The sequence below is a fragment of the Acinetobacter guerrae genome, assembly GCF_009372255.1.
In the GTDB taxonomy this organism is placed as follows: Bacteria; Pseudomonadota; Gammaproteobacteria; order Pseudomonadales; family Moraxellaceae; genus Acinetobacter; species Acinetobacter guerrae.
This window is the reverse complement of the sequence record NZ_LXGN01000007.1, coordinates 251115-275000: the sequence shown is the minus strand read 5'-3', so window position 1 is coordinate 275000 and position 23886 is coordinate 251115. Positions and strand designations below refer to the sequence as shown.

The 23886-nt window shown below is 39.0% G+C and carries 22 protein-coding genes and 1 rRNA gene; 21 read left to right on the top strand and 2 right to left on the bottom strand.

Annotation, left to right across the window (positions count from 1 at the left end):
- The 8 genes from rrf to hisC all read left to right on the top strand — a co-directional run.
- A 5S ribosomal RNA gene (gene rrf / locus A7A69_RS06845) occupies positions 1–107 on the top strand; the annotation flags it as partial.
- Positions 108–322: 215 nt separating this feature from the next.
- A complete protein-coding gene (locus A7A69_RS06840) occupies positions 323–1771 on the top strand; it encodes an RNA polymerase factor sigma-54 (RefSeq protein ID WP_152876689.1) in 1449 nt (482 codons plus the stop codon).
- Between the two features lie 166 nt (positions 1772–1937).
- Positions 1938–2276, top strand: coding sequence for a ribosome hibernation-promoting factor, HPF/YfiA family (gene hpf / locus A7A69_RS06835; RefSeq protein WP_120370875.1), 339 nt, complete (start codon positions 1938–1940; stop codon positions 2274–2276).
- 132 nt (positions 2277–2408) lie between these two features.
- Complete coding sequence (ibaG, locus tag A7A69_RS06830; protein WP_044437304.1) at positions 2409–2660, top strand: BolA family iron metabolism protein IbaG; 252 nt, start codon at positions 2409–2411, stop codon at positions 2658–2660.
- A gap of 6 nt (positions 2661–2666) precedes the next feature.
- Positions 2667–3923: a UDP-N-acetylglucosamine 1-carboxyvinyltransferase gene (gene murA, locus A7A69_RS06825; protein WP_120370874.1), complete on the top strand. Its 1257-nt coding sequence runs from the start codon at positions 2667–2669 to the stop codon at positions 3921–3923.
- Positions 3923–4612 carry an ATP phosphoribosyltransferase gene (hisG, locus tag A7A69_RS06820; protein ID WP_120370873.1) on the top strand — a complete coding sequence of 230 codons (690 nt, stop codon included), beginning with the start codon at positions 3923–3925 and terminating at the stop codon, positions 4610–4612. The genes murA and hisG overlap by 1 nt, the downstream gene beginning before the upstream one ends.
- A gap of 214 nt (positions 4613–4826) precedes the next feature.
- Positions 4827–6131 (top strand): histidinol dehydrogenase, encoded by a 1305-nt coding sequence (gene hisD, locus A7A69_RS06815; RefSeq protein WP_151982512.1) that lies wholly within the window; start codon positions 4827–4829, stop codon positions 6129–6131.
- Between the two features lie 164 nt (positions 6132–6295).
- Positions 6296–7378, top strand: a complete 1083-nt coding sequence (gene hisC / locus A7A69_RS06810; protein WP_152876688.1) for a histidinol-phosphate transaminase — start codon at positions 6296–6298, stop codon at positions 7376–7378.
- 19 nt (positions 7379–7397) lie between these two features.
- Here the strand turns inward: hisC and pabB are convergent, their stop codons facing one another.
- Positions 7398–8729 carry an aminodeoxychorismate synthase component I gene (gene pabB / locus A7A69_RS06805; protein WP_187349186.1) on the bottom strand — a complete coding sequence of 444 codons (1332 nt, stop codon included), beginning with the start codon at positions 8727–8729 and terminating at the stop codon, positions 7398–7400.
- Between the two features lie 261 nt (positions 8730–8990).
- Here pabB and filA point away from each other — a divergent pair, with 261 nt between their 5' ends.
- The 6 genes from filA (at position 8991) to filF (ending at position 17133) form a co-directional block, all read left to right on the top strand.
- Positions 8991–9968 (top strand): putative pilus system protein FilA, encoded by a 978-nt coding sequence (gene filA / locus A7A69_RS06800; RefSeq protein WP_152876687.1) that lies wholly within the window; start codon positions 8991–8993, stop codon positions 9966–9968.
- Between the two features lie 219 nt (positions 9969–10187).
- Positions 10188–11021 (top strand): putative pilus system C39 family peptidase FilB, encoded by an 834-nt coding sequence (filB, locus tag A7A69_RS06795; protein WP_120370868.1) that lies wholly within the window; start codon positions 10188–10190, stop codon positions 11019–11021.
- A gap of 29 nt (positions 11022–11050) precedes the next feature.
- Positions 11051–12220 (top strand): putative pilus system protein FilC, encoded by a 1170-nt coding sequence (filC, locus tag A7A69_RS06790; RefSeq protein WP_152876686.1) that lies wholly within the window; start codon positions 11051–11053, stop codon positions 12218–12220.
- 14 nt (positions 12221–12234) lie between these two features.
- Positions 12235–13899 carry a putative pilus system OmpP1/FadL family transporter FilD gene (gene filD, locus A7A69_RS06785; RefSeq protein ID WP_120370866.1) on the top strand — a complete coding sequence of 555 codons (1665 nt, stop codon included), beginning with the start codon at positions 12235–12237 and terminating at the stop codon, positions 13897–13899.
- Positions 13900–13901: 2 nt separating this feature from the next.
- Positions 13902–15179 carry a putative pilus assembly protein FilE gene (gene filE, locus A7A69_RS06780; protein WP_241675224.1) on the top strand — a complete coding sequence of 426 codons (1278 nt, stop codon included), beginning with the start codon at positions 13902–13904 and terminating at the stop codon, positions 15177–15179.
- A 19-nt stretch (positions 15180–15198) separates the two neighbouring features.
- A complete protein-coding gene (gene filF / locus A7A69_RS06775) occupies positions 15199–17133 on the top strand; it encodes a putative pilus system protein FilF (protein WP_152876684.1) in 1935 nt (644 codons plus the stop codon).
- A 72-nt stretch (positions 17134–17205) separates the two neighbouring features.
- Here the strand turns inward: filF and A7A69_RS06770 are convergent, their stop codons facing one another.
- Positions 17206–17754, bottom strand: coding sequence for an NUDIX hydrolase (locus A7A69_RS06770; protein WP_120370863.1), 549 nt, complete (start codon positions 17752–17754; stop codon positions 17206–17208).
- Between the two features lie 122 nt (positions 17755–17876).
- Between A7A69_RS06770 and A7A69_RS06765 the strand changes: the two genes are divergently transcribed.
- The 7 genes from A7A69_RS06765 (at position 17877) to fghA (ending at position 23860) form a co-directional block, all read left to right on the top strand.
- Entirely contained in the window at positions 17877–18482 is a 606-nt protein-coding gene (locus tag A7A69_RS06765) for a CoA pyrophosphatase (RefSeq protein WP_152876683.1), read from the top strand.
- Between the two features lie 33 nt (positions 18483–18515).
- On the top strand, positions 18516–19043 hold the full coding sequence (locus tag A7A69_RS06760) for a gamma carbonic anhydrase family protein (protein ID WP_171500791.1): 528 nt from the start codon (positions 18516–18518) through the stop codon (positions 19041–19043).
- Positions 19044–19168: 125 nt separating this feature from the next.
- Positions 19169–19840: a tRNA (adenosine(37)-N6)-threonylcarbamoyltransferase complex dimerization subunit type 1 TsaB gene (gene tsaB, locus A7A69_RS06755; protein ID WP_152876681.1), complete on the top strand. Its 672-nt coding sequence runs from the start codon at positions 19169–19171 to the stop codon at positions 19838–19840.
- A gap of 8 nt (positions 19841–19848) precedes the next feature.
- A complete protein-coding gene (locus tag A7A69_RS06750) occupies positions 19849–20673 on the top strand; it encodes an undecaprenyl-diphosphate phosphatase (RefSeq protein ID WP_151981514.1) in 825 nt (274 codons plus the stop codon).
- Positions 20674–20695: 22 nt separating this feature from the next.
- Positions 20696–21496, top strand: a complete 801-nt coding sequence (locus tag A7A69_RS06745) for a class I SAM-dependent methyltransferase (RefSeq protein ID WP_152876680.1) — start codon at positions 20696–20698, stop codon at positions 21494–21496.
- A gap of 119 nt (positions 21497–21615) precedes the next feature.
- Positions 21616–23052, top strand: coding sequence for a C13 family peptidase (locus A7A69_RS06740; protein WP_152876679.1), 1437 nt, complete (start codon positions 21616–21618; stop codon positions 23050–23052).
- Complete coding sequence (gene fghA / locus A7A69_RS06735) at positions 23021–23860, top strand: S-formylglutathione hydrolase (protein ID WP_152876678.1); 840 nt, start codon at positions 23021–23023, stop codon at positions 23858–23860. The genes A7A69_RS06740 and fghA overlap by 32 nt, the downstream gene beginning before the upstream one ends.
- Positions 23861–23886 lie beyond the last annotated feature (26 nt).

Genomic DNA, 23886 nt, shown 5'->3' with positions numbered 1-23886 from the left:
CAATAGCAAGAGTGAACCACCTGATCCCTTCCCGAACTCAGAAGTGAAACCTCTTCGCGCTGATGGTAGTGTGGCCTTGGCCATGTGAGAGTAAGTCATCGCCAGCTTTTAAATCTAAAGCACCCTAATCTTTAAACAGGTTAGGGTGCTTTTTTTTGTTCAGATGGTGAGTCGAGAATGGAAATATAATTTTAAAAAATGACTTATCAGGGTAATGGAATGTTATTCGATCATATTGTTTGTGTAGGATATCGTTAAAAATTATGCTATAAATAACTTCATAGGCACATTTTTTGCTTGTTAAATATAGTTAGGATGTCGTATGAAGTTATCTGTTGGATTGAAAGTTGCGAATAGTTTATCGCTCACCCCTCAATTACAACAAGCAATTCGTTTATTGCAATTGTCTAGTCTTGAACTGGAACAAGAAATCCAAATACAACTTGATAGTAATCCATTACTCGAAAAAATAGAAGATGAAAGTATCGCAGAAAGTTTAAATCATTTGGAAACCAAAGATACTAACGATTTAACACAAGATTTGAATGCAGATCATTTACCTAATGACCTTCCTGTCGATACAGATTGGGATGATGTTTATACCCATCAATCAACAGCCTTAGCTTCACCAGAGTTTGAAGAGCGTGAAGATAATCGTCAAGCTCATCATACTTTAAAAGAACATATTCTAGAGCAGGTCAATTTATTGCATTTTTCTACAGTCGATAAGTTGATTGCCTATTGCATTATCGATTGTTTGGATGAAAAGGGTTTTCTTGATGCAGAAATTGAAGAGGTGTTATTGGCAGCACAGCATTTACTTGCTGAAGCTGATTATGACGAAGAAATTGAGCATGATGAAATATTAGTCGTTATTAAACATATACAACGACTTGACCCAGTCGGTGTTGCCTCAGTAAATTTGGCTGAATGTTTAAAAATTCAATTAGAAGTGATGGATGCACACACACCATCAAGAAAAGAAGCTTTAAGTCTGTTGCAAAACTATGAATTATTTATTGCCAATGATTTAAATAAGCTTTTAAAAGCTTCAAGTTTAAATATGAATCAATTAAAAGAGGCGATTGGTTTATTAAAAACATTAAAACCTTATCCCGGCGCGGATTTTGAAAATCAGGAATCTGACTATCAAATTCCTGATGTAGTGGTTAATAAAAAAGACAATAGCTGGCAAGTGCAATTAAATCCAGATGTTTTGCCAAAGTTGAGAATAAATTCTTTTTATTCAAATATGATTCGAAGAGCAGATCAGAGCGATGAAAATCTTTATCTGCGTAACCAAATGCTTGAAGCCAAAAATTTTATTAAGAGTATTGATGAACGTCATAAAACTTTATTAAAAGTTGCGACTTGTATTGTAGAACATCAACGCACTTTTTTTGAAATTGGTGCAGAAGGGATGAAGCCACTTGTACTACGTGATGTGGCGGAAGAGGTTGAGTTACACGAGTCCACAGTTTCAAGGGTTACGACCAATAAATATATGTTAACGCCACGTGGTTTGTTTGAATTGAAATATTTTTTTTCAAGTCACGTGGGCACAACATCTGGCGGCGAATGTTCGTCAACCGCTATTCGTGCGCGTATTAAGAAAATGATTTCAGCGGAAAATCCACGTAAGCCTTTGTCTGATAATGCGATTGCAGAATTATTAAAAGAAGAAGGTATCGATGTTGCCCGTCGAACAGTAGCAAAATATCGCGAATCGTTACATATTCCTTCATCTTCTGAACGAAAAGTCTTGATCTGATTTTTAAAGTATGACTATTCTAGATGTTCATTGTTGCAAAATAATGAATTTTTTTTACCAAAGGAGTAGCTGAAATGATTTAATGATTGTGATGCAGAATTCTGTTTTGTCATTAGATCGTCTTGGCTATGACTTTATATCCTGAAAGAAGGTGAGGGATAGAATTATGCAAATAACAATTCGTGGACATCATTTAGTTATTACCCCTGCAATTGAAAACAGTATTAAAACCAAGTTTGATCAATTGACCAAACATCTGGATCAGGTCAATAGTATGCAGGTCAAGCTTTCTAAAGATCATCAGATCGATAAAAGAACACATAAAGGAAGTTCAAATCATATTGCAGAAGCAATTGTACGATTGCCTGGTGTTGAACTTTTTGCACAGGCTTCAGCGGATGATATGTATATGTCGATCAAAAAACTGACTGAAAAGTTGAAGCGCCAATTACAAAAACATCGAAAAATACAGTGTAATCATCAGCAAGTTATTGTTGATATGTAGTTTTTTCTTTAAAAGAGGCTAATAATTAGCCTCTTTTTTTATTTGTAAAATATCAACATGTGCTGAATTATATCGATGATTTATAGTAAAATAATGCGTTTTTACGCCTAAGCTTGTATATGAGGTCTAGCAATGAATAGTGAGCAGCTCACTCAAATTTTACAAGAAGCTTTTCCAGATGCGGAAGTGGCTGTCACTGGTCAGGCGGGAAAATTTGACCTGCGTATTGTAGATGATCAATTTGAAGGAAAGCGTAGTGTTGCACGTCAGCAAGCCGTTTATGCGCCTTTGAATTCTTATATTGCAAGTGGTGCAGTCCATGCAGTTACAATTCGGGCAATGACCAAAGACGAATGGCGCAAAGCAAGCCTTTTCGGAGCATAATAATTAATGGATAAATTTTTAATTACGGGCGGTGTTAAGCTCGAGGGTGAAGTACGCATTTCAGGTGCAAAAAATGCGGCATTACCATTACTGGCTGCTATGATTTTAGCGGATTCGCCAATTACTTTGACGAATGTTCCAAATCTAAAAGATGTAAATACGCTGGTAAAATTAATTGCTGGTTTAGGCATTACCATGGAATATCAAGGGGATACGGTTAAGGCTGACACTTCAACTTTATCTAATCAGTTTGCACCGTATGAATTAGTCAAGACAATGCGCGCTTCTATTCTGGTTTTAGGACCTTTATTGGCACGTTATGGTAATGCTCAAGTGTCTTTGCCAGGTGGCTGTGCGATTGGTTCTCGTCCTGTTGATCAGCATTTGAAGGCATTAGAAGCTTTGGGTGCACATATCGAAGTTGAAAATGGTTATGTGCATGCGACCGTCAATGGTCGTTTAAAAGGTGCAGATATTACCTTTGATATGGTCACAGTTGGTGGAACGGAAAATATCTTGATGGCTGCTGTTTTGGCAGAAGGCGTGACTATACTACGTAATGCGGCCCGTGAACCTGAAATTACTGACCTAGCTAATCTGTTGGTGAAAATGGGTGCAAAAATCGAAGGGATCGATACTGATACACTTGTAATTACAGGTGTTGAAAGTTTACATGGTTGCGAATATGCGGTGGTCGCAGATCGTATTGAAACAGGTTCTTATTTAGCAGCAGCAGCGATTACAGGTGGTCGTATTAAGACCACACATACTGATCCAAGTCTATTGGAGTCAGTACTTGAGAAGTTTGAAGAAATGGGTGCAGAAGTAACCCGTGGCGATGATTGGATCGAGCTAGACATGCAAGGCAAACGTCCTAAAGCCGTGAGTTTTAGAACCTTACCGCATCCAGAATTTCCAACTGATATGCAAGCACAACTGATGGCTGTCAATGTGATTGGACGAGGTTTTGCTACAATTTCTGAGACGATTTTTGAAAATCGTTTTATGCATGTACCTGAGCTTGCGCGTATGGGTGCTAATATTCAAGTTGAAGGTAATGATGCTGTGGTAACTGGAGTTGAAACTTTACAGGCTGCTCCTGTGATGGCAACAGATTTACGTGCTTCTTTCTCTTTGGTTTTAGCAGCATTAGTTGCAGAAGGCGATACGCTTATTGACCGTATTTATCATATTGATCGCGGTTATGAAAATATTGAACAAAAATTGCAAAGTTTAGGCGCGAATATTAAGCGAGTCAGTTAATGAATGATATGAGAAACGATGATCCAAACTTTAACGTCATGGGAAATTTTGATCATGGTTTAACATTGGCACTCAGTAAAGGTCGAATTTTAAAAGAAACTCTGCCTTTGCTGGAAGCAGCGGGCATTAATTTGCTTGAAGATCCTGAAAAATCACGTAAGTTAATTTTTCCAACCACGCACAAACAAGTTCGTATTCTAATTTTACGGGCTTCCGATGTGCCGACTTATGTAGAAAATGGTGCAGCCGATATTGGTGTGGCGGGTAAAGATGTGCTGATGGAACATGGCGCACAACACGTTTATGAGTTGCTGGATCTGAAAATTGCGAATTGTAAATTGATGACAGCAGGTAAGGTTGGCATGCAACGTCCGCAAGGTCGATTAAAAATCGCCACAAAGTATGTCAATTTAACTCGTCAATACTATGCAAGCTTAGGTGAGCAAGTTGATGTGATTAAGCTGTACGGTTCTATGGAATTAGCGCCTTTAGTGGGTTTGGGTGATTATATTGTCGATGTAGTCGATACTGGAAATACCTTGCGTGCTAATGGTTTGGAACCACTTGAAGAAATTATGAAAGTTTCTTCACGCTTGATTGTTAATAAAGCAAGTTTTAAGCGAAAGCAGGCTTTACTCGATCCGATTTTGTCTCAAGTTGAGCAAGCGGTAAGTGATCGCCAGAAATAATCTTTTTATAATTAAAACCGCTGCTCACAACAGCGGTTTTTCTTTTGGGGTTTAATTACTGATAGCGATTAAAGATGATTAGCAGTTTTTCCTATTTTCTTGTTCATGATTTCCTATAAAACTAGATACGAATAAGCACAGAACTTGCCCACAAACCACATGAAACAGGGTAAACTAAGTTTTTCTTTTCACTCAAAACCTTGTAGGTAAATTGATGCGACGTTTATCGACTCAAGATCAAAACTTCAAACAAGTCTTTTCTGATTTGTTGGCGTTTGAGACTGTTAATGACCCTGAACTTTTAAAAACTGTAGACCAAATCATTGCTGATGTTCGTCAGCATGGTGATGATCATGTTCTTAAGCTCACTCAACAGTTTGATCGACATCCAGCGCATCAATTTTCAGACCTAGAACTGACTCAAGAGCAATTAAAAGCAGCATTTGATGCTTTAAATCCTGAAATTCGTGAAGCATTAGAACTTGCTGCCGAGCGTATTCGTAGCTTTCATCAGGTGCAAAAGCAGGAAGGCTGGAGCTATGTGGATGCTTTAGGCAATACACTAGGTCAGAAAGTCACGCCTTTAGATCGAGTCGGAATTTATGTCCCTGGTGGCTTGGCTTCTTATCCTTCTTCGGTTTTGATGAACGCGATTCCTGCACACGTTGCAGGCGTACCCGAAATTATTATGGTTGTTCCAGCACCGAATGGTGAACTCAATCCATTGGTTTTAGCAGCGGCATATTTGGCAGGTGTGAGCCGTATTTTTACCATTGGCGGCGCTCAAGCGGTAGCAGCATTGGCTTATGGAACTCAGACTATTCCTGCTGTCGATAAAATCACAGGACCGGGTAACCGTTTTGTGGCTGCTGCAAAACGTGCGGTTTTTGGTCAGGTTGGCATTGATATGATTGCAGGGCCTTCAGAAATTTTGGTTTATGCTGAAGGTCAAAATAACGCTAAATGGTTAGCGATGGATGTTTTATCTCAAGCCGAACATGACACCGTTGCACAGGCAATTTTTATTACTCCAGATGCCGATTTGCTCGAAGATGTAGCTCAGGCTATAGAAGAACATTTAGCTGCATTGCCAAAAGCGGATATTGCGCGAACTTCAATTGCCAATCGTGGTGCATTGGTTTTAGTGAAAGATCGGGCGGAAGCTGTTGAACTGATCAATCAGGTTGCACCTGAGCATTTAGAGCTTTGTCTGGATGATGCTGAAGCCATGAGTCAAGAGATCCGTCATGCAGGTGCAATTTTTATGGGGCGCTATACACCAGAAGCGATTGGTGATTATTGTGCAGGGCCTAATCATGTTTTACCAACATCAGGTACAGCACGGTTTTCCTCACCTCTAGGTGTATATGACTTTCAGAAACGTTCAAGCCTGATTATGTGTTCAGAAGCGGGTGTTAAAACACTAGCCAAGACAGCAGATCTATTGGCACAACAAGAAAATTTGGATGCCCATGCGCGTTCTGCACGTTATCGATATTGCCCTGAAACAAATTTTTAAAGATTAAAGGGCTGAAAATTCAGCCCTTTTTAAAGAGATGACAATAGTGAAATTTATAAAGTTGATTTGCTTGAGTAGATAATCTTAAAGATGGTGTTATCTGTCCATCACCCATTAAGATAAAAAAAGCGAGTCGATTTTGATGAAATGGAATGAATATCTAAATGAAAATTAGCAATGAACAAATGCGTTTCTGGAGTCCAGAAGTTCGTGAATTAGAACCTTATACGCCAGGTGAACAACCTAAAATCCAGAATTTATTGAAATTAAATACGAATGAAAATCCATACCCACCTTCTCCAAACGTGGTAGAAGCTGTGCAAGCAATACTTAGCCATCAAGCAGATGTATTGCGTTTATATCCAGATCCTGATGTAACGCAACTCAAACAGGCGATTGCAACACAGCAGAATGTCACGGTTGAACAAGTATTTGTTGGCAATGGTTCAGATGAAGTGCTAGCACATATTTTTAAAGCATTTTTTATTCAAGATGAACCGATTCTCTATCCAGATATTACTTATAGTTTTTATCCCGTATATAGTCAGTTTTTTGCGGTAAAAACTCAGCAAATTCCGCTGAATGATGATTTCGAGATTGAAGTTGATGATTATCGTCAAGCCAATGGCGGTATTATTATTACTAATCCAAATGCGCCGACAAGTATTGCACTGTCACTTGTAGAAATTGAACAGATTTTGAAAGCAAACCCTGATCGCGTAGTTGTGATTGATGAAGCTTATGTTGATTTTGGTGCTGAAACTGCGGTCGCTTTAGTTGATCAATATGATAATTTGGTTGTTTGCCAAACCACTTCAAAATCACGTTCATTAGCGGGTCTGCGAGTTGGTTTTGCAATTGCACAACCACATTTGATTGCTGCTTTAGAGGCGGTAAAAAATAGCTTTAATTCATATCCAATCGATCGTTTTGCCATTGCAGCGGCAGTCGCATCTTTTCAAGATCAGGCATATTTTGAAGCACAGTGCCAAAAAGTCATTCAAAGTCGGGATCGGTTGGTGGAACAATTGCAAGGCATTGGTTTTAAAGTGTTACCATCTAAAGCCAATTTTATTTTTGCAACGAATCCCGCACATGATGCTGCTGAATTAGCGTTAAAATTGCGCGAGCAAGGCGTGATTGTGCGCTACTTTAATAAACCACGTATTGATCAATATTTACGAATTACCATTGGTACAGATGAACAAAATCAGCGTCTGGTAGATACCTTAAAAAATCTGCTTTAGGATCAATTACACCTGAAATTTAATCTTTGAGCTGCCATGTATTCAGTAAATTTAACATGGCAGACACTTTATCAAAGCACTCCTGATATTCTGCATCACAATCAGATGCAATGGTAATTCCGCCACCTGCCCAAACCGAAAGTTCATCCTGAAATTTTTGGATACTGCGAATGAGGATATTCCAGCGACCAGAACCATCGAAATTAAAATAACCTAGTGAACCACAGTAAGCACCACGTGGAGCACCTTCGAGTTCATCAATAATTTGCATTGCACGGATTTTAGGTGCTCCCGTAATAGAACCTCCTGGCAGAGCAGACATTAATACTTCAAATGGATGGACTTCAGGCTTTAATCTGGCCTCAATTTCACTCACCATATGATGAACCTGATTAAAGCTTTCAATTTCAAATAGTTTAGTGGTTTTTACAGAGCCAGTTTCAGCATAAACACTTAAATCATTACGTAATAAGTCCACAATCATGACATTTTCAGCTTGATCTTTTTCAGAAGATTGCAGTTTTTGTTTCGATAATGCATCTAATTTAGGATCAGCAAAACGTGGCATCGTACCTTTAATTGGGCGTGTAATAAGCTGCTTTTGATTAAACTCAATAAAGAGTTCAGGAGAACAACTAAGCAGTTCAAAATCATCCAGTTTTAAATAACCTGCATAAGGAGCATCGGTAAGATTCCATAATTCTTCAGCACGACTTAATAACTCACCTTTACAGCTTGTTGTAAATTCCTGTGTGAGATTAATTTGATAGCAGTCACCTGCGAGAATATAGTCTTGAATGCGTTGGAAGGCATCGGCATACTGTGATTTTGACCAACGCGAATGGCAGGCTTGATTCAATACTAGGTTTTCAGTTTTTATCGGTTGGGAAAGTAATATTTCCAACTCATTCAATTGTTGTTTGGCATTATTTGCATGGCTATAAAAGTACCAGCCGTCATCTTGCTGCTTTAAAAAACTTTCATATTGTCCTAAATAAAAAGCAGGTTGGGAACGTTCTTTGCTTGAGACAAATTGTTTAGCTGCATAGTCGTAAGAAATAAATCCGATATAGCCACCCGAAAAAGTTGTTGATACTTGAATATTCTCTAAAGGATGAAATTGAGGGAAATTGTCAATAGTGAATTTATCCATCATTTCATAAAGATTGTTTGCATTAATTTTAAAATATTTAAATTGATTGTTTTGATAAACTAAATAATTTGAGGGATTAAAAGCAATGATAGGTTGGTCTTGATCTTTCAGATACACCAGTCCATGCGTACTATGAAGTTTTAATAATATTTCAGAAACAGAGCTAATGATTTGATTTAATTTACAAAAAAACTTCACTAAGATAAACCTAAAATCATAAATAGAGTCGAAACCGTGATTTTACTACATAACTTAAACTGACATAAGTTAATGAACCGTTTATCGGGTAGTTAGTCAAATTTGACTAACAGCAGTTGAACAAAAATTAACAGAGTTGTAATTTAGAGAGGCAAATTCAGCTACTCATGGATAGGACGTTTCTACTGGGGAAATTATAAAACCGTAGAAACATAGAGTAGTGAAAACCAAAAAAAATAAATGCTCTTGGGAGAGTACGGAATGAAAATGTTCACTAAACTTGCTTTAGTTTCTTCAATCGCGATCAGTGCAAATGCAATGGCAATGCAGTCAATGGATGATGCTGCGCTTAGCTCGACCACAGGTCAAGATGGTCTGAATATTGGTATCGGTATTTCTAAAATTACCATTGATAAATTAGCAATTCACGATAATGACGGTTTGGCTCAAGTAGGTAATCCTGCTACTACAAACCCTGATGCGCCTGCTTCAGCTAATTATAATGGTGGTACTTCAACTGCTGGTGCAATTGTAATTAAAGGTAATGCTATAAGTGGTGATGTCAATGAAACGAGTGGTTTGGTAATTACTGCTCCAATTAAAAATGGTGCATTAGATACAACGCGTGCTTTGGCTTCTCACAATATGGCTGATTTGGTTATTGATACAGATGCTGGTGGTGCAAACGGTGCTTTTTTAAACGTAGCTGCAGCAGTTTCAGGTCTTGATATCTATATTGGTGAAGTAGGTGTTGCAAAAAGTAAGGCTTATACTGTTGGAGCAGTAAAACGCGGTGTAGAAGATACGGGTTACAATAAAATCTTAAATGGTTTGACTTTAAAAACCGGTAAAATGGATGCGAATATTCAATTAGGTACAGCTCCACAAGGTGCGATGATCAAATTGAATACTACTATGCAAGGTGGATTAGAGTTAGCGAATTTATCCATTCATGATGGTTCTGGTAATGGTGATATCGTATTAGACAGTATCAAAGTTGCCTCTACTGGTAGCACAACAGGTGACTTAAATGTTGATGCATCTGTGAAAGTATTAACGACTGGTCTGCAAATTACTTCAAATGACGCTGCTGGTAACGATATTTATATCAAAGGTATCCATCTAGGTACTAAGACGGCTACAAATTCAATTGGTGATGTGGAAGTTAGCGGTTTAAAAACTTTCTACGGTGCAACTATGTCAACTCCTGGCTCACAAATTACAATTTCTGGTCACTAATCTAATTTAGATTAAGCCATAATAAAAAAACGCGCATTGATGCGCGTTTTTTTATTTACATCAGTTACAAAAAAAGACGCATTCCGTCAAAAAAATAAAAAAAAAGCTGTATTTTTTTATAAAAAAAGGTATCTTCAACAGACAAGGAACGTAGAGTACTTACTCTAAAAATAATAGCAACGTAAGGGCATCAGATGCCAAAAGTAGAAAAGTCAGATTATGTTAGAGATTACATTGGGGTCGGCACTGATTTATTACTTTGCGACTCAAGCCTTTGATATTAAGGAAAAGCCGCCAGGTACTGTTAACTACACAGAGGTTCTCGATTCACGTGAACCTTCATTCACTCGTTTCCACCGTGAGCAGGTCAATATTAAACCTGCGGTTGAAGATCAATTTCGTGGCATCGTACGTCAGGCCTATGATTATAGTTGTGGTTCAGCAGCGTTAACGACTTTGTTAAATGGTTATGTGGGCACGCGCTTAACTGAGCAGCAAACCATGAATGGTTTATTGCGCTTTGGTGAATATAACCGCATTGTAGAACGTCGAAGCTTTTCATTGCTGGATATGAAACGTTTCGTGACAGCATTGGGTTTGGAAAGCGGTGGTTATCGCGGAGAGTTCTCTGATCTAATTAAACAGGGGCAGCCTGCAATTGTTCCTATTTCTTACGCTGGTTTTAAGCATTTTGTCGTTTACAAAGCCTATAAAAATGGGCGTGTTTATGTAGCTGACCCCGCGCTTGGAAATATCAGCTTTGATCAGGAAAGATTTAAACAGATTTGGGAAAACAATACTTTATTCTTAATCAATGTCCCAGAAGCTCAAAGACAGAATTTATTGGCCTTACAAGATTCTGATATGCGCCATGTGGAAGATGCAACAGTCAATAAATATGCACTCGTAGATATCCAATATCCAACTTTTTATATGGAAAAGATTGCAGATAAAGCATCGACTGTACGCAGAGGGCCTGATCTAAATAAAGAATCAGATACTTATGGTCAGAACGTTAATACTTTTATGCGCTTGTATTACAAGCGTAAATAGTCAGAAAAAAAATAAGTGGTGGGAATTAGATGATGAGAGCTCAATGGATGAATAAAACTCTACTTGCAGTCAGTATTCAAATTTTTATGGTGGGTGGCGCATATGCGGCCGATGTAAAAGCACAGGATGTGCCAGCAGCATCTGAGCCAGCAACTGCATTTACAGAACCTGATCCAAATGCAACAGCTGTACAACCTGAGGATACACCTGCAATTGAACCTGCTCCAGTTGCGCCACCTCATACAGCTCAAACTGTTCAGTCAAACGGTGCGGCTGAGGCATTGCAGAAGCAAGAAGGCGATGCAACACAAGAAAGTAACCTGCAAGAAGTATTTACTTCAAATGAGCGTCAGTACTCTTTGATCAAAAGAGGCGAGATCTCGACGTATTATGATATCGATTACACCTACTATCGAGATAGTCAACTTAACCTTGCGATTCAGGATGGTAGTGTTGCGCAGTTAAGGGTTGATGAAGATGCAACCCATACTTTGACTAACACATTTACCTTGCAATATGGTCTACGTGATAATCTTACATTATCGACCTCTCTTCCTTTTGTCGCGAAGTCAGATAATTTAAAAGACACTACAACAGCAGGATTAGGTGATATTTCGTTTGGCGCGCGTTGGGAGCCGTTTCCTTTAAAAGCAGGGCGTTTACCTCTGATTTTATTTGGTAATATTTCGACTAAAACAGGTGATAGTCCATATGAAGTAAATCCAACCAAGGATTTATCAACAGGTAAGGGATATTACTCAGCAGGTATTGGTGCAAGTACACGAAAATATATTGATCCAGTTGTGTTATTCGCCTCAGTTTCAGCAAATTATGGCTTTAAGGAAACAGGTCTAAACCAAATTCGTGGTACACGAATTATCGATGAGTTTGATCCAGGTATCAGTGGTGGTTTTGCTTTCGGTTTCGCTTACTCGTTTAACTATGATGTTTCTTTGACGATGTCTTATCAGCAAAGTTTCAATACTGAGAGTGAATTTACCTACAATACAGGTGAAAGCTATAAGCCAGCAGATCAAACCAGCGCGACCTTCTCCATTGCTTTGGGTGTTCGTGTTTCCCCAGATACTATTGTGAACGGTACATTGGGAATAGGTTTAACTGAAGACACACCTGATGTTTCACTGGGGTTATCTTTCCCATTGGATATTATTGGTTTTGCTAAAAAAATTCGTAATTAAAGGGAGTAGTCGGTATGTTATACCTGAGACTACGCCCGTTAGCTGCTGCAATTTTTTTAACGGGCTTTTCAAGTGTGGCTTTCGCTCAGCTTGGACAAAACTTATCGGTTGATATTCGATCATTATCAATGGGAAATGCGGTTACGGCTGATCCACCGGGCATTAGTGCGATTCACTTTAACCCAGCAGGATTAGCTAAAATTGAAGGTTTGCAAACTGATGTACAAGGCATTGTTGCAAACTTTAATGTAAAACGTGATCTTTCTGCACCCGCAGGTTATAACGTATTTGGCTATTCTGATGATCCTATCGTGTGTAATGATGCACCTGAGAATCCATCCAGTTTATGTACCGATTTTAAAGGTACAGTTAATGCAGATGTCGAGTATGCCAGTATCTATGTACCTATTTTAAAGAAAATGGTAGATCTGGGCGAAGGTGTTCCTATTGCAGCGCCTACGGCTGGTGTCGCGTATAAACCACCAGGTTCAAAAGTAACTTATGCAACAGCGATTTATGCACCATTAATTGTGGGTTATGGCTCTGAAAATGGCAATCCTGGTAATTTTATGGGACAACAGATGGCGTTTGAGCGCATCACCTATTTATCACCGTCATTTGCTTTTCAGGTCAATGATGAATTGTCGCTTGGTGCGTCATTAGGTATGTCTTATCAGGCCATGTCTTTAAAAACTGACTTACGTTTTCCCAATGAACTCATTGGTGTATTGCGTATGGTTGATGACGTAGTCTGCTCACCATTTCGTGATAACTCAGATATTATTACTGATCTTTTACTTTTGGGTTTATGTAATGCCAATGAAGGCCTAAACCCATTTGGTAAGTTTGGACAGTTAAAAGCGACGATGGAACAATCATTAGCTCCAAGTTATAACCTAGGGTTAATGTGGGAACCATCAGATGATTTTGCTTTTGGTATGGTTTATCAGAGCGAAAGCAAAATGCGCTTAAAGGGCAAATATTATATCGATAATGCCAATGCACCACGTGAGTTAATCCGTGCATTAAATTCATCTGCAACAGGACAAATTTTTGCTGCTATTTTAGGATTTCCATCGTATATTCCAGCCAGTGAGTCTGGTTTGGTCTCAATGGATTTAAAATATCCAGCGCATTTTCAGGCAGGTATCAAATATAAAATTTTGCCAGATTTACAAATTAACTTTGATGTAGGCTGGACAGATTACAAACAGTGGGATCAATTCAAATTCGAATTTGATCGACAAGTTTCGGCACTTAAAATTGCAAAATTACTTTCAAATGGTGTAACTGACAGCACTTTAGCAGTCCCTTTAAAATTTACTTCTCCATGGAGTTGGGGAATTGGGATAGAGTACTCTGCAACGGATCGTTTAAAACTACGTGCTGGATATGAACCTCGCTCATCTGCAACACCAGATGACAAACGTAACACTATGATTCCAATTAATAACGCACAGTTATTTGGTCTGGGGTTGGGTTATCGGTTTGATGCAGATACGGATATTGACTTAACCTTAGCCTTTTTACGTAGCCGCGATAATATCCCAGCAAATACTAGTAGTTTATCGAATGCAACAGGTGTTGATAATTTAATTCTGAACCCATATGCAGGTTTAAATGTTCGTACCAATACGCAAGTCACTCTTTTAGGGATTAACTACAGAACAAGATGGTAAATATGTTTAAAAGTAAGAAATCAATTGTCTATTTATCGTTGGTACTGTTTTCAATAGGAACAGGGTCAATGGGATATGCTGCCGATTTTTTTACTATTATTGGTCCTGATGGTCGTCCGTTGGTGATTCCTCGTGATCCAACGGAACATAAAAAGACGACCAATCGCAAAGTGGTTAATGAATCTGATCAGATACCTGCATCTGTTAAATCTAGCCAATCTCAGCCTACACAAACGACTCAGCCACAATCTATAAATCAAAATCATTTACAGGAACAAGCTACCAATACAGCACAAAAAAATGTGAGTGAAGCTTTGCCAGAAGTACATGTTCAGCAAAAAAAATCTTCTGAATCAAAAATAGTCATTCCAGTCCAAACTCAGCCGAAGCAAAAACAAGAAAATAAAGCATCATCTGAACAGGCACGATATATTCAGCCTCAGCCTCAGCCTCAGCCTCAGCCTCAGCCTCAGCCTCAGCCTACGGCAAAACCAACGATGCCTTCAACTCAGAAAGCTCAGGTGGAAACTCATTCAAAGCCTATTGAACAGTCATCATCTGCCTCTGAAACAGATGAGCATATTGTTGAATTAAATGGCGAAAAATATATTGATAGCGAATATTTAGAAGACAAAGAGTTTAATCTTGAAGGTAAAAAACGCTTTTACATGATGCCAGAAGGTATTGTCGATGCCCGACTTGGTGCGGTGCGTATGCAGCCAGAGCAACGTGAAAAAGGGGTGAGTAAATCCTTTTTACAATCAATGCTGAAAAAGAATCAAGATGAAAAAGCAGAAGAAGTATTAGCTTTGTCTCCGACTTATTATCGGATTCCTAAGGAGCAAGTCGTTGAAAGTTTGGAAACAGCATGCTTCACAGGTAAAAAGATCAAAGATGCAAAATTATTTAATGTTGAAAAGCAGGTAGGTTTATGGCCAAGGAAACCGCTAAAAGACACTTTTGATTATGATGTGGTTAAGCTTTCTGCACCCTTAAAACAATTGAAACTTACTTCTTATGCTACGACTGAACAGAATCCAACCTTTTACTGGCCTTTTGTGGTATTTCTAGATCAGAAAGGATGCATACTTGAAGGTGTAAGTGGTTACAAAAATCAGGAATTTCCAGCCACAATGTTACAACATGCGGCTATTGAGGGAACGATAAGACTTCCAGATCAAACATCCTATATATTGTTAACACCGTTAGCTTCAGCATTAGATGTTCAGGAAAAATCTTTATCAAATCAAGGACAAATAAAATTAACGGCGATCCGTTAGGAAATAAAGTGATTGTATTATGAAAAAACAAATATTAATTCCTTTTACATTAACCGCTCTCATGGCTGCTTTAAGTGGATGTGGTGGAGAGGGTGGAAATATTAATGTAGATTCATCAGGCAGTAGTACTGGAGTCACGGCAAGTACCAGTTGTTCTACCACCAGTAGTGATTGTCTGGAATTTGTTTTCGATTATCCTGTGGCAGGTCTAAATTTTGATTGTAGCAGTGATACAACGAATCACTTTATTACCCAAAATAGTTCTAATGCAGTTGCAGGTGCCTGTAAATTAGGCGATACCGTGACGTTCTCCATCAAGGGGCAAGGTACGGATAAGCAGATTAAATTAGGTACGGTGGATTTAAAAACCATTACCTCTCTGAAAATTTCAGATGCACCTATTTCTTTAGTCGATATTGCAACTGCAATGGTTGGTAAAGCACCTGCCAGTCTAGATCAAAATGATGAAACCATTAAAGTCGCAATGGCTTTGGTTAAAATTTTTCAAGCTGCGGGCGTTGTGAATGAGAAAAATGCAATAGGTGATCTTCAGCCAATAACACTAGATGAAGATTATAAAAGTAATTTGAAAAATATTAGCCAATCGATTGATGTTACAAATTTCAAAGATGGTAGTTATGCTGCAATTTTAAAACCTTGGGTTGATGTTTCTGGAGTGAGCGATCAGACTGCTTTTGATGTTGTCAGCAAGATGCTCAATATGCAGAATGCAGGTAGTTTCCAATCTGATTTTTTACCGTGGCCATTACCTGCTGAAAGTGGTGTCGATCAACAATATATTGAGGGTTTCCACGGTAAGAGCTTACTAGGCAATGAAATTATAGCCAATATGTATTTATTATCTGATCGTACTGGGCATACTTTTGGTTATGGTTTGCAGTGGAAAGGTAAGCCTGATGATAAGACCAGTGCAGGAACAATCATTAGTGATTCACTAAAACGTATGACGCTCATTAGCAAAGTTGCACCACAAAAAATGAATGCTGAGTCACAAACCAATTGGATTAGTCCAATTACCAAAAAACTGGGAAGTACGCCTTATGTATTTTCAATGGCAGATCAAACGAGTGCTCCATTAAAGATTAATCAGGGACGTTTAATCAACGGTTATATTATTACGGGAACAGAAGCTGTATATAAACAAGCCACTGGTTCTAAAGAGGGTGATCCTGCAAGTTATGGTAAGTGGACACAAGACTTTAGTCCTGAACAGTTTGAAGGAACGATTGATATCTCCAAAACAAACCCGATTACTTACCTTGATAAGAAAATTTTAACTACACAAAACAACACCAATTCAGGCGAATATTATGTATTCCCGATGTATGCGACACTGAATTTCAAATTTAGCGATACCACAATTAAAGATGTCAAACTAGGTGTTGTGATTGATGAAAATGGAGATATTCGTTCGGATATCAAACCAAATGCGACTGCTAATGATATGTCAGGGACATGTGCGACTGTAAACCCTTCTACTATGATTGATAGTAACGGTGTTCAACAGTTTAGAATAGGAACTACTGGAACTGCCAATTATGCGGAAACTGATAAATCTATCACTATCCGTATGATTCTAACCAATGCGAAATTTGGTTTGCTTGAAGGTGCGATTTTGGGACTTAATCAGAGTTTGACTGTGAGAGCCAGTAATGATGGAAGTGTGTCTTCTCAGACCTTAACTTCTGGTGGTGTAAAAATTAACTTGCATAATCTCTTGACCGACCATAACACGACTCGTGGTGTAAATATCACTGACTTTAGTAATGCAGAAGCGAGCTGGATTAATATTCATGCGGCTTATCAAAAAGTCTATAACAATATTAAAGATGTTTCTCCTGCACCAACACAAGCTCAGCAAGAGCTAGCAAAACGTATTTACGGTACTTTGAGTATTGAGCTACCAAGCTGTTATACGATTAAACAGAAATAATCTCTGATTAAAAAAACAGGGGAATCATGATGGTTCCCCTGTTTTTTATATTTAAACTGATGTTAAGTTATACTATCCAGTATGATCTAATCGTGTACCCAACGTTTCCAGATGCACAGGAAACTTTTGAATCTTTCGGTCTTCAAAATAATGTCTTAGTGTTCGTTCTACACTTGGAAAAGCCAGTTCATCCCAGGGAATTTCATTTTCTTCAAATAAACGACATTCAATACTTTCTTCGCCCGCACCAAAGACACCATCTTTTAATTTTGCTTTAAAAAGAACATAAATTTGTCCAATACGTGGAATATTGTAAGTACAATATAGCTGTTCTATGTCAATTTCTGCTTCAGCTTCTTCTCTGGTTTCGCGCGCTGCACCTTGCTCCATGGTTTCAAAGAGTTCCATATATCCCGCAGGAAGTGTCCATAAACCATAACGAGGTTCAATGGCACGACGGCATAATAAGACTTTATTTTCCCAAATTGCCAAAGCACCACAAATCAGTTTAGGATTTTCATAATGAATATGCCCACAATGTGTACATACACGACGAAGCTGATGATCGCCTAACGGAATTTTATCTTCAGTTTCATGTCCGCAAACGGTGCAAAAACTCATAATGATCATCGGCTATAAAGATGACTCAGCATAACTGAAATTTTGGACTTTCGCATCATTTCTATACGAACGCCGCTATTTTTCGGCTATGATGAAATAGATAAGGAAATAGAGAGAGAAGCATGGTAGAGCAAGAATTCACGCATCTTTTGCAGCAACGCTTACGTTTCTCAAAACGTACTTCGCCTGCACAGGCAGCGGTATTAATTGCGATTACCAATGAACAGAATCCTAAAGTTTTATTGACACGTCGCTCAACTCAATTAACTAATCATGCAGGTGAAGTGTCTTTTCCTGGTGGGAAACGTGACGCGGGCGATACCAGTAATATTGTGGTCGCTTTAAGGGAAGCTCAGGAGGAAACGGCACTCAATCCTTTTGATGTTGAGTTGATTGGGGATTTGCCGATGCAACGCGCACGTAGCGGTATGCTTGTCAAACCTGTTGTGGGCTTAATTCCTCCAAATGTAAACTTAATTGCTCAACCTTCAGAAATTGATCGTATTTTTTTTGCATCTTTAAATCAATTGTTGGCTGCGCCTGCAACACCCTATGAGGTGAAATATGCACATCAATCCCTTTATTTCCCAAGCTTACAAGTGGAAAATGAAGTGATTTGGGGATTGACCGCAAGAATGCTTATTTCATTATTTCATTATGGACTGGATTATCAGAAGGATTGGCCTTTTCTCTTAAATTCACCTAACTTTAAACCCCGAAAACTCTAATTTCACAAAACTCAACAGGATGTTGCCAATATGATGTATAGCTTTGAAGGACATTCTCCAAAAGCCTTGATTGAACCATGGGATGGATGGGTTGCAGATAATGCGACAGTCATTGGTCAGGTTGAATTGGGACAACAGGTGAGCGTCTGGTTTGGCGCCGTGATCCGAGCAGATAATAGTCCAATTCGTCTAGGTCATTTTACCAATATTCAGGAAAATGCCGTACTGCATACCGATGCAGGTATTGAGCTTAATATTGGAGATTATGTAACGGTTGGACATCAGGCGATGTTGCATGGTTGTACTATTGGTGAAAATAGTTTGATTGGCATTAATGCGGTGGTATTGAATCATGCTGTGATTGGTAAAAATTGTATTATTGGTGCAAATGCCTTAATCCCAGAAGGCAAGGTGATTCCAGATAACTCTGTGGTAATGGGTTCCCCAGGTAAGATTGTTAAAACGCTAGATGAATTTGGTGCTGCAAAATTACGTTTGAGCGCTCTACATTATGCGGAGCACTATAAACGGTTTACCAAATTACAGCCGTTCTCATTTTAGCTATTTATTTGAATTAGACGGCTAAAGCTCAGATTTTTGTATCAGTAAAATTGAAAATCTCGCCTAAATAAGCGTTGTAGAGTATGATAGCTCACGTTTTTTTAAAGATAATAGCGTGAAGTTGCATGAACGTGCTGGCATTGGAAACGGCAAATGATCATTGTTCTGTTTGTTTGATAGACGAATCAAATGAGCTTTTTTTTCAACTGGATACACAGGCTAAAGCTCAAACACGTACCATTTTGCCGATGATTGAGCGGGCATTGCAACAGGCACAACTCAGTTATAGCGATCTAACTGCAATTGCATTTAGTCGTGGGCCGGGTTCATTTAGTGGTGTCCGTATTAATGCGGCAGTGACCCAAGCCTTGGCTTGGGCCAATGATTTTCCCGTGATTCCAGTTTCTACCCTGCAAGCTTTGGCGCAAGCTGCCTATCGTGAATTACAACTTAGTCGGGTCACAGCCGTATTAGATGCTCGGATGCAGGAAGTGTATCTGGCAAATTTTAGTTGTGATGCAGATGGCATCATGCAACTTCAAGGTGAAGAGCAACTTTTAAATTATGAGTTGGCACAGTCCTACGCTCAATTTGCTTGTGTAGGGTCGGGAGCCAAGCTTATTTCTTCTTCGGTTTCTGAGCAGACAAGTACGATTAGTCCCTCTGCACGAGATATTGCAATATTAGCCAGACATTATGCCAAACAAAAGCGTTGGGTCAGTGCAGAGCAGGCATTACCCGTCTATTTAAGGGACAATGCTTGGAAAAAAATTGCAGAACAAGGTAAGCCGAACTAGGAAAAATTATGGATCTTTTACTGCTTTTAAAAGCGGCAATTATGGGAGTTGTGGAGGGAATTACAGAATTTCTTCCAATTTCTAGCACTGGACACTTAATTTTAGCCTCTGAATTACTGAATTTTTGGACACCTGAGAAAAGTGCAGTTTTTGTTGTTGCGATTCAAATGGGTGCAATCGCCGCAGTTATTTATGAGTATTGGTCACGTCTGTGGGGTGCCGCGACTGGCATGGTGACAGGGGAAGCCAAAGGTCGCCATTTAGCCATTAGTTTGATTGTTGCATCGATCCCTATTGTATTGGTGGGTCTAACTTTTGGACAAACGGTTAAAGATTTATTATTCAATGATGTTGCAGTTGCATTAGGGTTGATCATTGGCGGTTTAATCATTATGTGGATTGAAAAAAATCCACCTAAGGTAAATGCGGTTGAAGTTGAAAATATCACACTTAAACAAGCGATCTGGATTGGTTTAATTCAAGTACTTTCTTTGATTCCTGGGACTTCCCGTTCAGGTGCAACCATTATTGGTGCGATGTTTTTAGGTGTATCACGTAAAGCCGCAACCGAATTCTCTTTCTTTCTTGGAATTCCTGTCATTATTGGTGCAGGGTTGCTTGATTTATATCAAAGCCATGATGTCTTTCAAGGACAACAGGACTGGATCGTTTTAGCTGTAGGTCTGCTAGTTTCATTTATTTCTGCGTTACTATTGATTCGTGCTTTAGTGGCTTATGTTGCTAAACGTGACTTTATGATTTTTGCGTGGTATCGAATTTTCTCTGGATTAATTATTTTACTTTTCGCCTTTACAGGTTGGAAATTATGGTAATTGGAAGTGTGAGTTAATCGTCATGCAATTATTTTTTGCTGCCTCTCATTTAGAGTCTGCACAAAACTTTCAGCAAGTCTTATGTGAGCGAGGCGTAGAGATTGATTTGTATGAAGTTGAACAACTCAATGCACGTTTTTTTAGGCAACATACTGATTTGGCACTTTGCGTAGATGAACAAGGTTTGTGGTTATGTGCCAATGGCATGCGAATGCAACCAGACTGGAAAGCGGAAGTTTCTCGTTTAAAACGAGCCAGTATTAAATCAGAAATGATTGCTCGAGCCTGTCAGTTGAGTGAAGCGCCAAAACTGATCGATGCAACAGCAGGTTTGGGTCACGATAGTTTACTGATGGCACATTTGGGTGCGCAGGTGATTTTGCTTGAACGTCATCCGATTTTATTTACTTTGCTTGAAGATGCACAAAGGCAATCAAGAACAGATGCATTTTTAACTAAAGTTGTAGATCGGATTGAATTGGTCTTTGCAGATTCAGTTGACTATTTACAATCATATATTCAGCATAATAAACAGGTAGATGTGGTCTATCTTGATCCCATGTTTCCGCAGCGTGATCAACATCAACAGGCGATAAAAAAACAGGCACAGGTCAAAAAGCAAATGCAACTTTTGCATTTACTCTTACCAGAGCAGGGTGAAATGGATTTAGGCGATTCACTGCTACCTTTAGCACAACAAATTGCTAAACGGGTGATTGTGAAACGTCCACGGCATGCCGTGTTTCTTAATGAGCAAGCCCCTGATCATCAGTGGATTGGTGATGCCTGTCGTTTCGATGCCTATTTTCAGCTTGCTCTGTGATGAATTGTGATCATTGCTTCAATAATCGGCAAATATTTGTTATATAGATAAAAGCATTATTGATATAATTCCACGCAAGCATAAACTGATTATGCATTATAACTCCCGAATAATTTTCTATGATTGACCTTAAACCTTCCATCAATTTTTGGCATGATTTCAAAAGCAACCAAATTGCGGGTATGTGGTTATTTTTAGGGTCACGACGTTGTTTACAAATTGTCCACCCCTCGATTCTTCAGCTTCTGGTTTGGGGCGTACTAGGTGGTGCTGCCAATACATTATTTAGCTGGTTGGTTGCAGGGCAGGATGGTGAGTTTAATTCTCAAGGTTTAGTGAGTTATGCACTTTGGCCTTTTCTTGCTTTAATTGTTGGAATTTTTCTGTCACAACGTACCAATAATGCACGATTGATGTTGGTGCCTGCCATTTTGTGGTTGGTATTAGACACCAATATCGCGTTACTCCAAAGTTTTATTCAATTTTTGGGGCAATTGGATTATCTACCTTATTTTACTTATGACTACCTGCCGACATTATTTATGGTGTTGTTTGTCTGGCAAAGTCTGGCAGTGGTCTGGGTATTTTCACGTGAGCTAAAATGGCCGTGGTGGGAACGTGCTTTGATCATGACTGCCACACTAGTTACACTTGTGGTCTGGCAAGGTTCAGTGCGTAGTCAGCCCATTTGGAAAGTGGAAGATGTTCCGCCGACATTTGCAGAAGATGCTTTTTATGCCCAAAGTCGCTTACTGAATAAATCACTTGAGCAAATCCAGTATGGTGAGTTTGCGCAAAGTCATTGGTATTTTCTGGGTATTGCAGGGGCGAGTTATCAGGATGTATTTAAGTCGGAAATTATGCGTATTAAGGAGCAGTTTGATACCCGTTTCGGTACGTTCGGACGTTCTTTGATGTTAATTAATAATCCAGATACGCGTACAGAGGTTCCGATTGCCTCACAAACTAGTATGGCTATTGCCTTGCGCCGTATCGGTCAGCAAATGAATAAAGAAAGCGATGTATTATTTTTATATATGACATCGCACGGTGCGCCAAATGAATTTGAGATGGAAAATGCACCATTAGATTTAAATCAAGTCGACCCAAAATGGTTAAGGGAAACTCTTGATAAATCGGGTATTCGCTGGCGTGTTATTGTGATTTCATCGTGTTTTTCAGGAAGTTTTATTCCTGCATTGCAATCCCCTGACACTTTAATTATCACGGCTTCTGCCGCAGATCGTCAGTCTTTTGGCTGTACCAATGAAGCAGATTATACCTATTTTGGTCGTGCTTTCTTTGATCAGGCGATGCGTGATCAACATTCGATCAAAGATGCGTTTAAGCAAGCTCAGGAAACAGTTGCGACGTGGGAATCGGCACAGGGTTTTGAACCTTCAGAACCACAATGGGTGATTGGTAAAAATATGGAGTTGATGTTGCCGCAGTTAGAACAACATTTATTTCCTCAACAGAATCTACCTCAAACCACTACTACTGCCAAACATGAGGAAAAAACACATGGAAATGTTGCAAAAAAATCGTTGCTTTGATGGTGAACAACGTATTTATCAATGTGATTCGCAGGCGTTGAATGGAATGAGTAAATTTGGTGTTTTTTTACCACCCGCAGCATTAAAAGGTGAAAAATGTTCGGCACTGTTTTATCTTGCAGGCTTAACCTGTACAGAGGAAACATTTGCAATTAAAGCACATGCACAGCGTTTGGCAGCACAACTTGATCTTATTCTTATTACACCAGATACCTCACCTCGTGGTGAAGATGTTGCCAAAGGCGATAGTTGGGATTTAGGCTTAGGTGCAGGATTTTATATTAATGCGACTCAAGCGCCGTGGGCAGCGCATTATCAAATGGAACATTATGTTGTTGATGAACTTTATTCAATAATCCAAGCTGAATTTCCAGTGATTCAAGATCAAATCGGAATTTTTGGTCATTCTATGGGTGGGCATGGGGCATTGACGCTCGCATTGAAATATCCTGAAAAGTTTAAATCAGTTTCTGCTTTTGCTCCGATTTGTGCACCAAGTCAATGTCCTTGGGGAGAAAAGGCATTTTCAAACTATCTGGGAAATGACCGTAACGTATGGACTCAACATGATGCGACTGCATTAGTAGAACAAAAGGGTGCTTTATTTTCTGAAATTTTGATCGATCAGGGGACAGACGATCAGTTTTATAGTCAGTTAAATCCCGATTTATTTGAGCAAGCCTGTAATAAGGTTGGACAAAAACTAAGCCTCAGACAGCATGCTGGATATGATCATGGCTATTATTTTATTCAGAGTTTTATCGATGATCATTTACAGTTTCATGCTGTGCAATTAGAGCGCGTATAGACTACGCTCTTTATACAAAATGGTGA

Excerpts from the sequence above, each read along its gene's own strand:
- filD (WP_120370866.1), top strand. The coding sequence starts at position 12,235 with ATGTTATACCTGAGACTACGCCCGTTAGCTGCTGCAATTTTTTTAACG.
- ibaG (WP_044437304.1), top strand. The coding sequence starts at position 2,409 with ATGAATAGTGAGCAGCTCACTCAAATTTTACAAGAAGCTTTTCCAGAT.
- murA (WP_120370874.1), top strand. The coding sequence starts at position 2,667 with ATGGATAAATTTTTAATTACGGGCGGTGTTAAGCTCGAGGGTGAAGTA.
- tsaB (WP_152876681.1), top strand. The coding sequence starts at position 19,169 with ATGAACGTGCTGGCATTGGAAACGGCAAATGATCATTGTTCTGTTTGT.
- fghA (WP_152876678.1), top strand. The coding sequence starts at position 23,021 with ATGGAAATGTTGCAAAAAAATCGTTGCTTTGATGGTGAACAACGTATT.
- A7A69_RS06770 (WP_120370863.1), bottom strand. The coding sequence starts at position 17,754 with ATGAGTTTTTGCACCGTTTGCGGACATGAAACTGAAGATAAAATTCCG.
- filB (WP_120370868.1), top strand. The coding sequence starts at position 10,188 with ATGTTAGAGATTACATTGGGGTCGGCACTGATTTATTACTTTGCGACT.
- A7A69_RS06750 (WP_151981514.1), top strand. The coding sequence starts at position 19,849 with ATGGATCTTTTACTGCTTTTAAAAGCGGCAATTATGGGAGTTGTGGAG.
- filF (WP_152876684.1), top strand. The coding sequence starts at position 15,199 with ATGAAAAAACAAATATTAATTCCTTTTACATTAACCGCTCTCATGGCT.
- filA (WP_152876687.1), top strand. The coding sequence starts at position 8,991 with ATGAAAATGTTCACTAAACTTGCTTTAGTTTCTTCAATCGCGATCAGT.
- filC (WP_152876686.1), top strand. The coding sequence starts at position 11,051 with ATGATGAGAGCTCAATGGATGAATAAAACTCTACTTGCAGTCAGTATT.
- hisG (WP_120370873.1), top strand. The coding sequence starts at position 3,923 with ATGAATGATATGAGAAACGATGATCCAAACTTTAACGTCATGGGAAAT.
- A7A69_RS06765 (WP_152876683.1), top strand. The coding sequence starts at position 17,877 with ATGGTAGAGCAAGAATTCACGCATCTTTTGCAGCAACGCTTACGTTTC.
- filE (WP_241675224.1), top strand. The coding sequence starts at position 13,902 with ATGTTTAAAAGTAAGAAATCAATTGTCTATTTATCGTTGGTACTGTTT.
- hpf (WP_120370875.1), top strand. The coding sequence starts at position 1,938 with ATGCAAATAACAATTCGTGGACATCATTTAGTTATTACCCCTGCAATT.
- A7A69_RS06745 (WP_152876680.1), top strand. The coding sequence starts at position 20,696 with ATGCAATTATTTTTTGCTGCCTCTCATTTAGAGTCTGCACAAAACTTT.
- A7A69_RS06740 (WP_152876679.1), top strand. The coding sequence starts at position 21,616 with ATGATTGACCTTAAACCTTCCATCAATTTTTGGCATGATTTCAAAAGC.
- A7A69_RS06840 (WP_152876689.1), top strand. The coding sequence starts at position 323 with ATGAAGTTATCTGTTGGATTGAAAGTTGCGAATAGTTTATCGCTCACC.
- A7A69_RS06760 (WP_171500791.1), top strand. The coding sequence starts at position 18,516 with ATGTATAGCTTTGAAGGACATTCTCCAAAAGCCTTGATTGAACCATGG.
- hisD (WP_151982512.1), top strand. The coding sequence starts at position 4,827 with ATGCGACGTTTATCGACTCAAGATCAAAACTTCAAACAAGTCTTTTCT.
- hisC (WP_152876688.1), top strand. The coding sequence starts at position 6,296 with ATGAAAATTAGCAATGAACAAATGCGTTTCTGGAGTCCAGAAGTTCGT.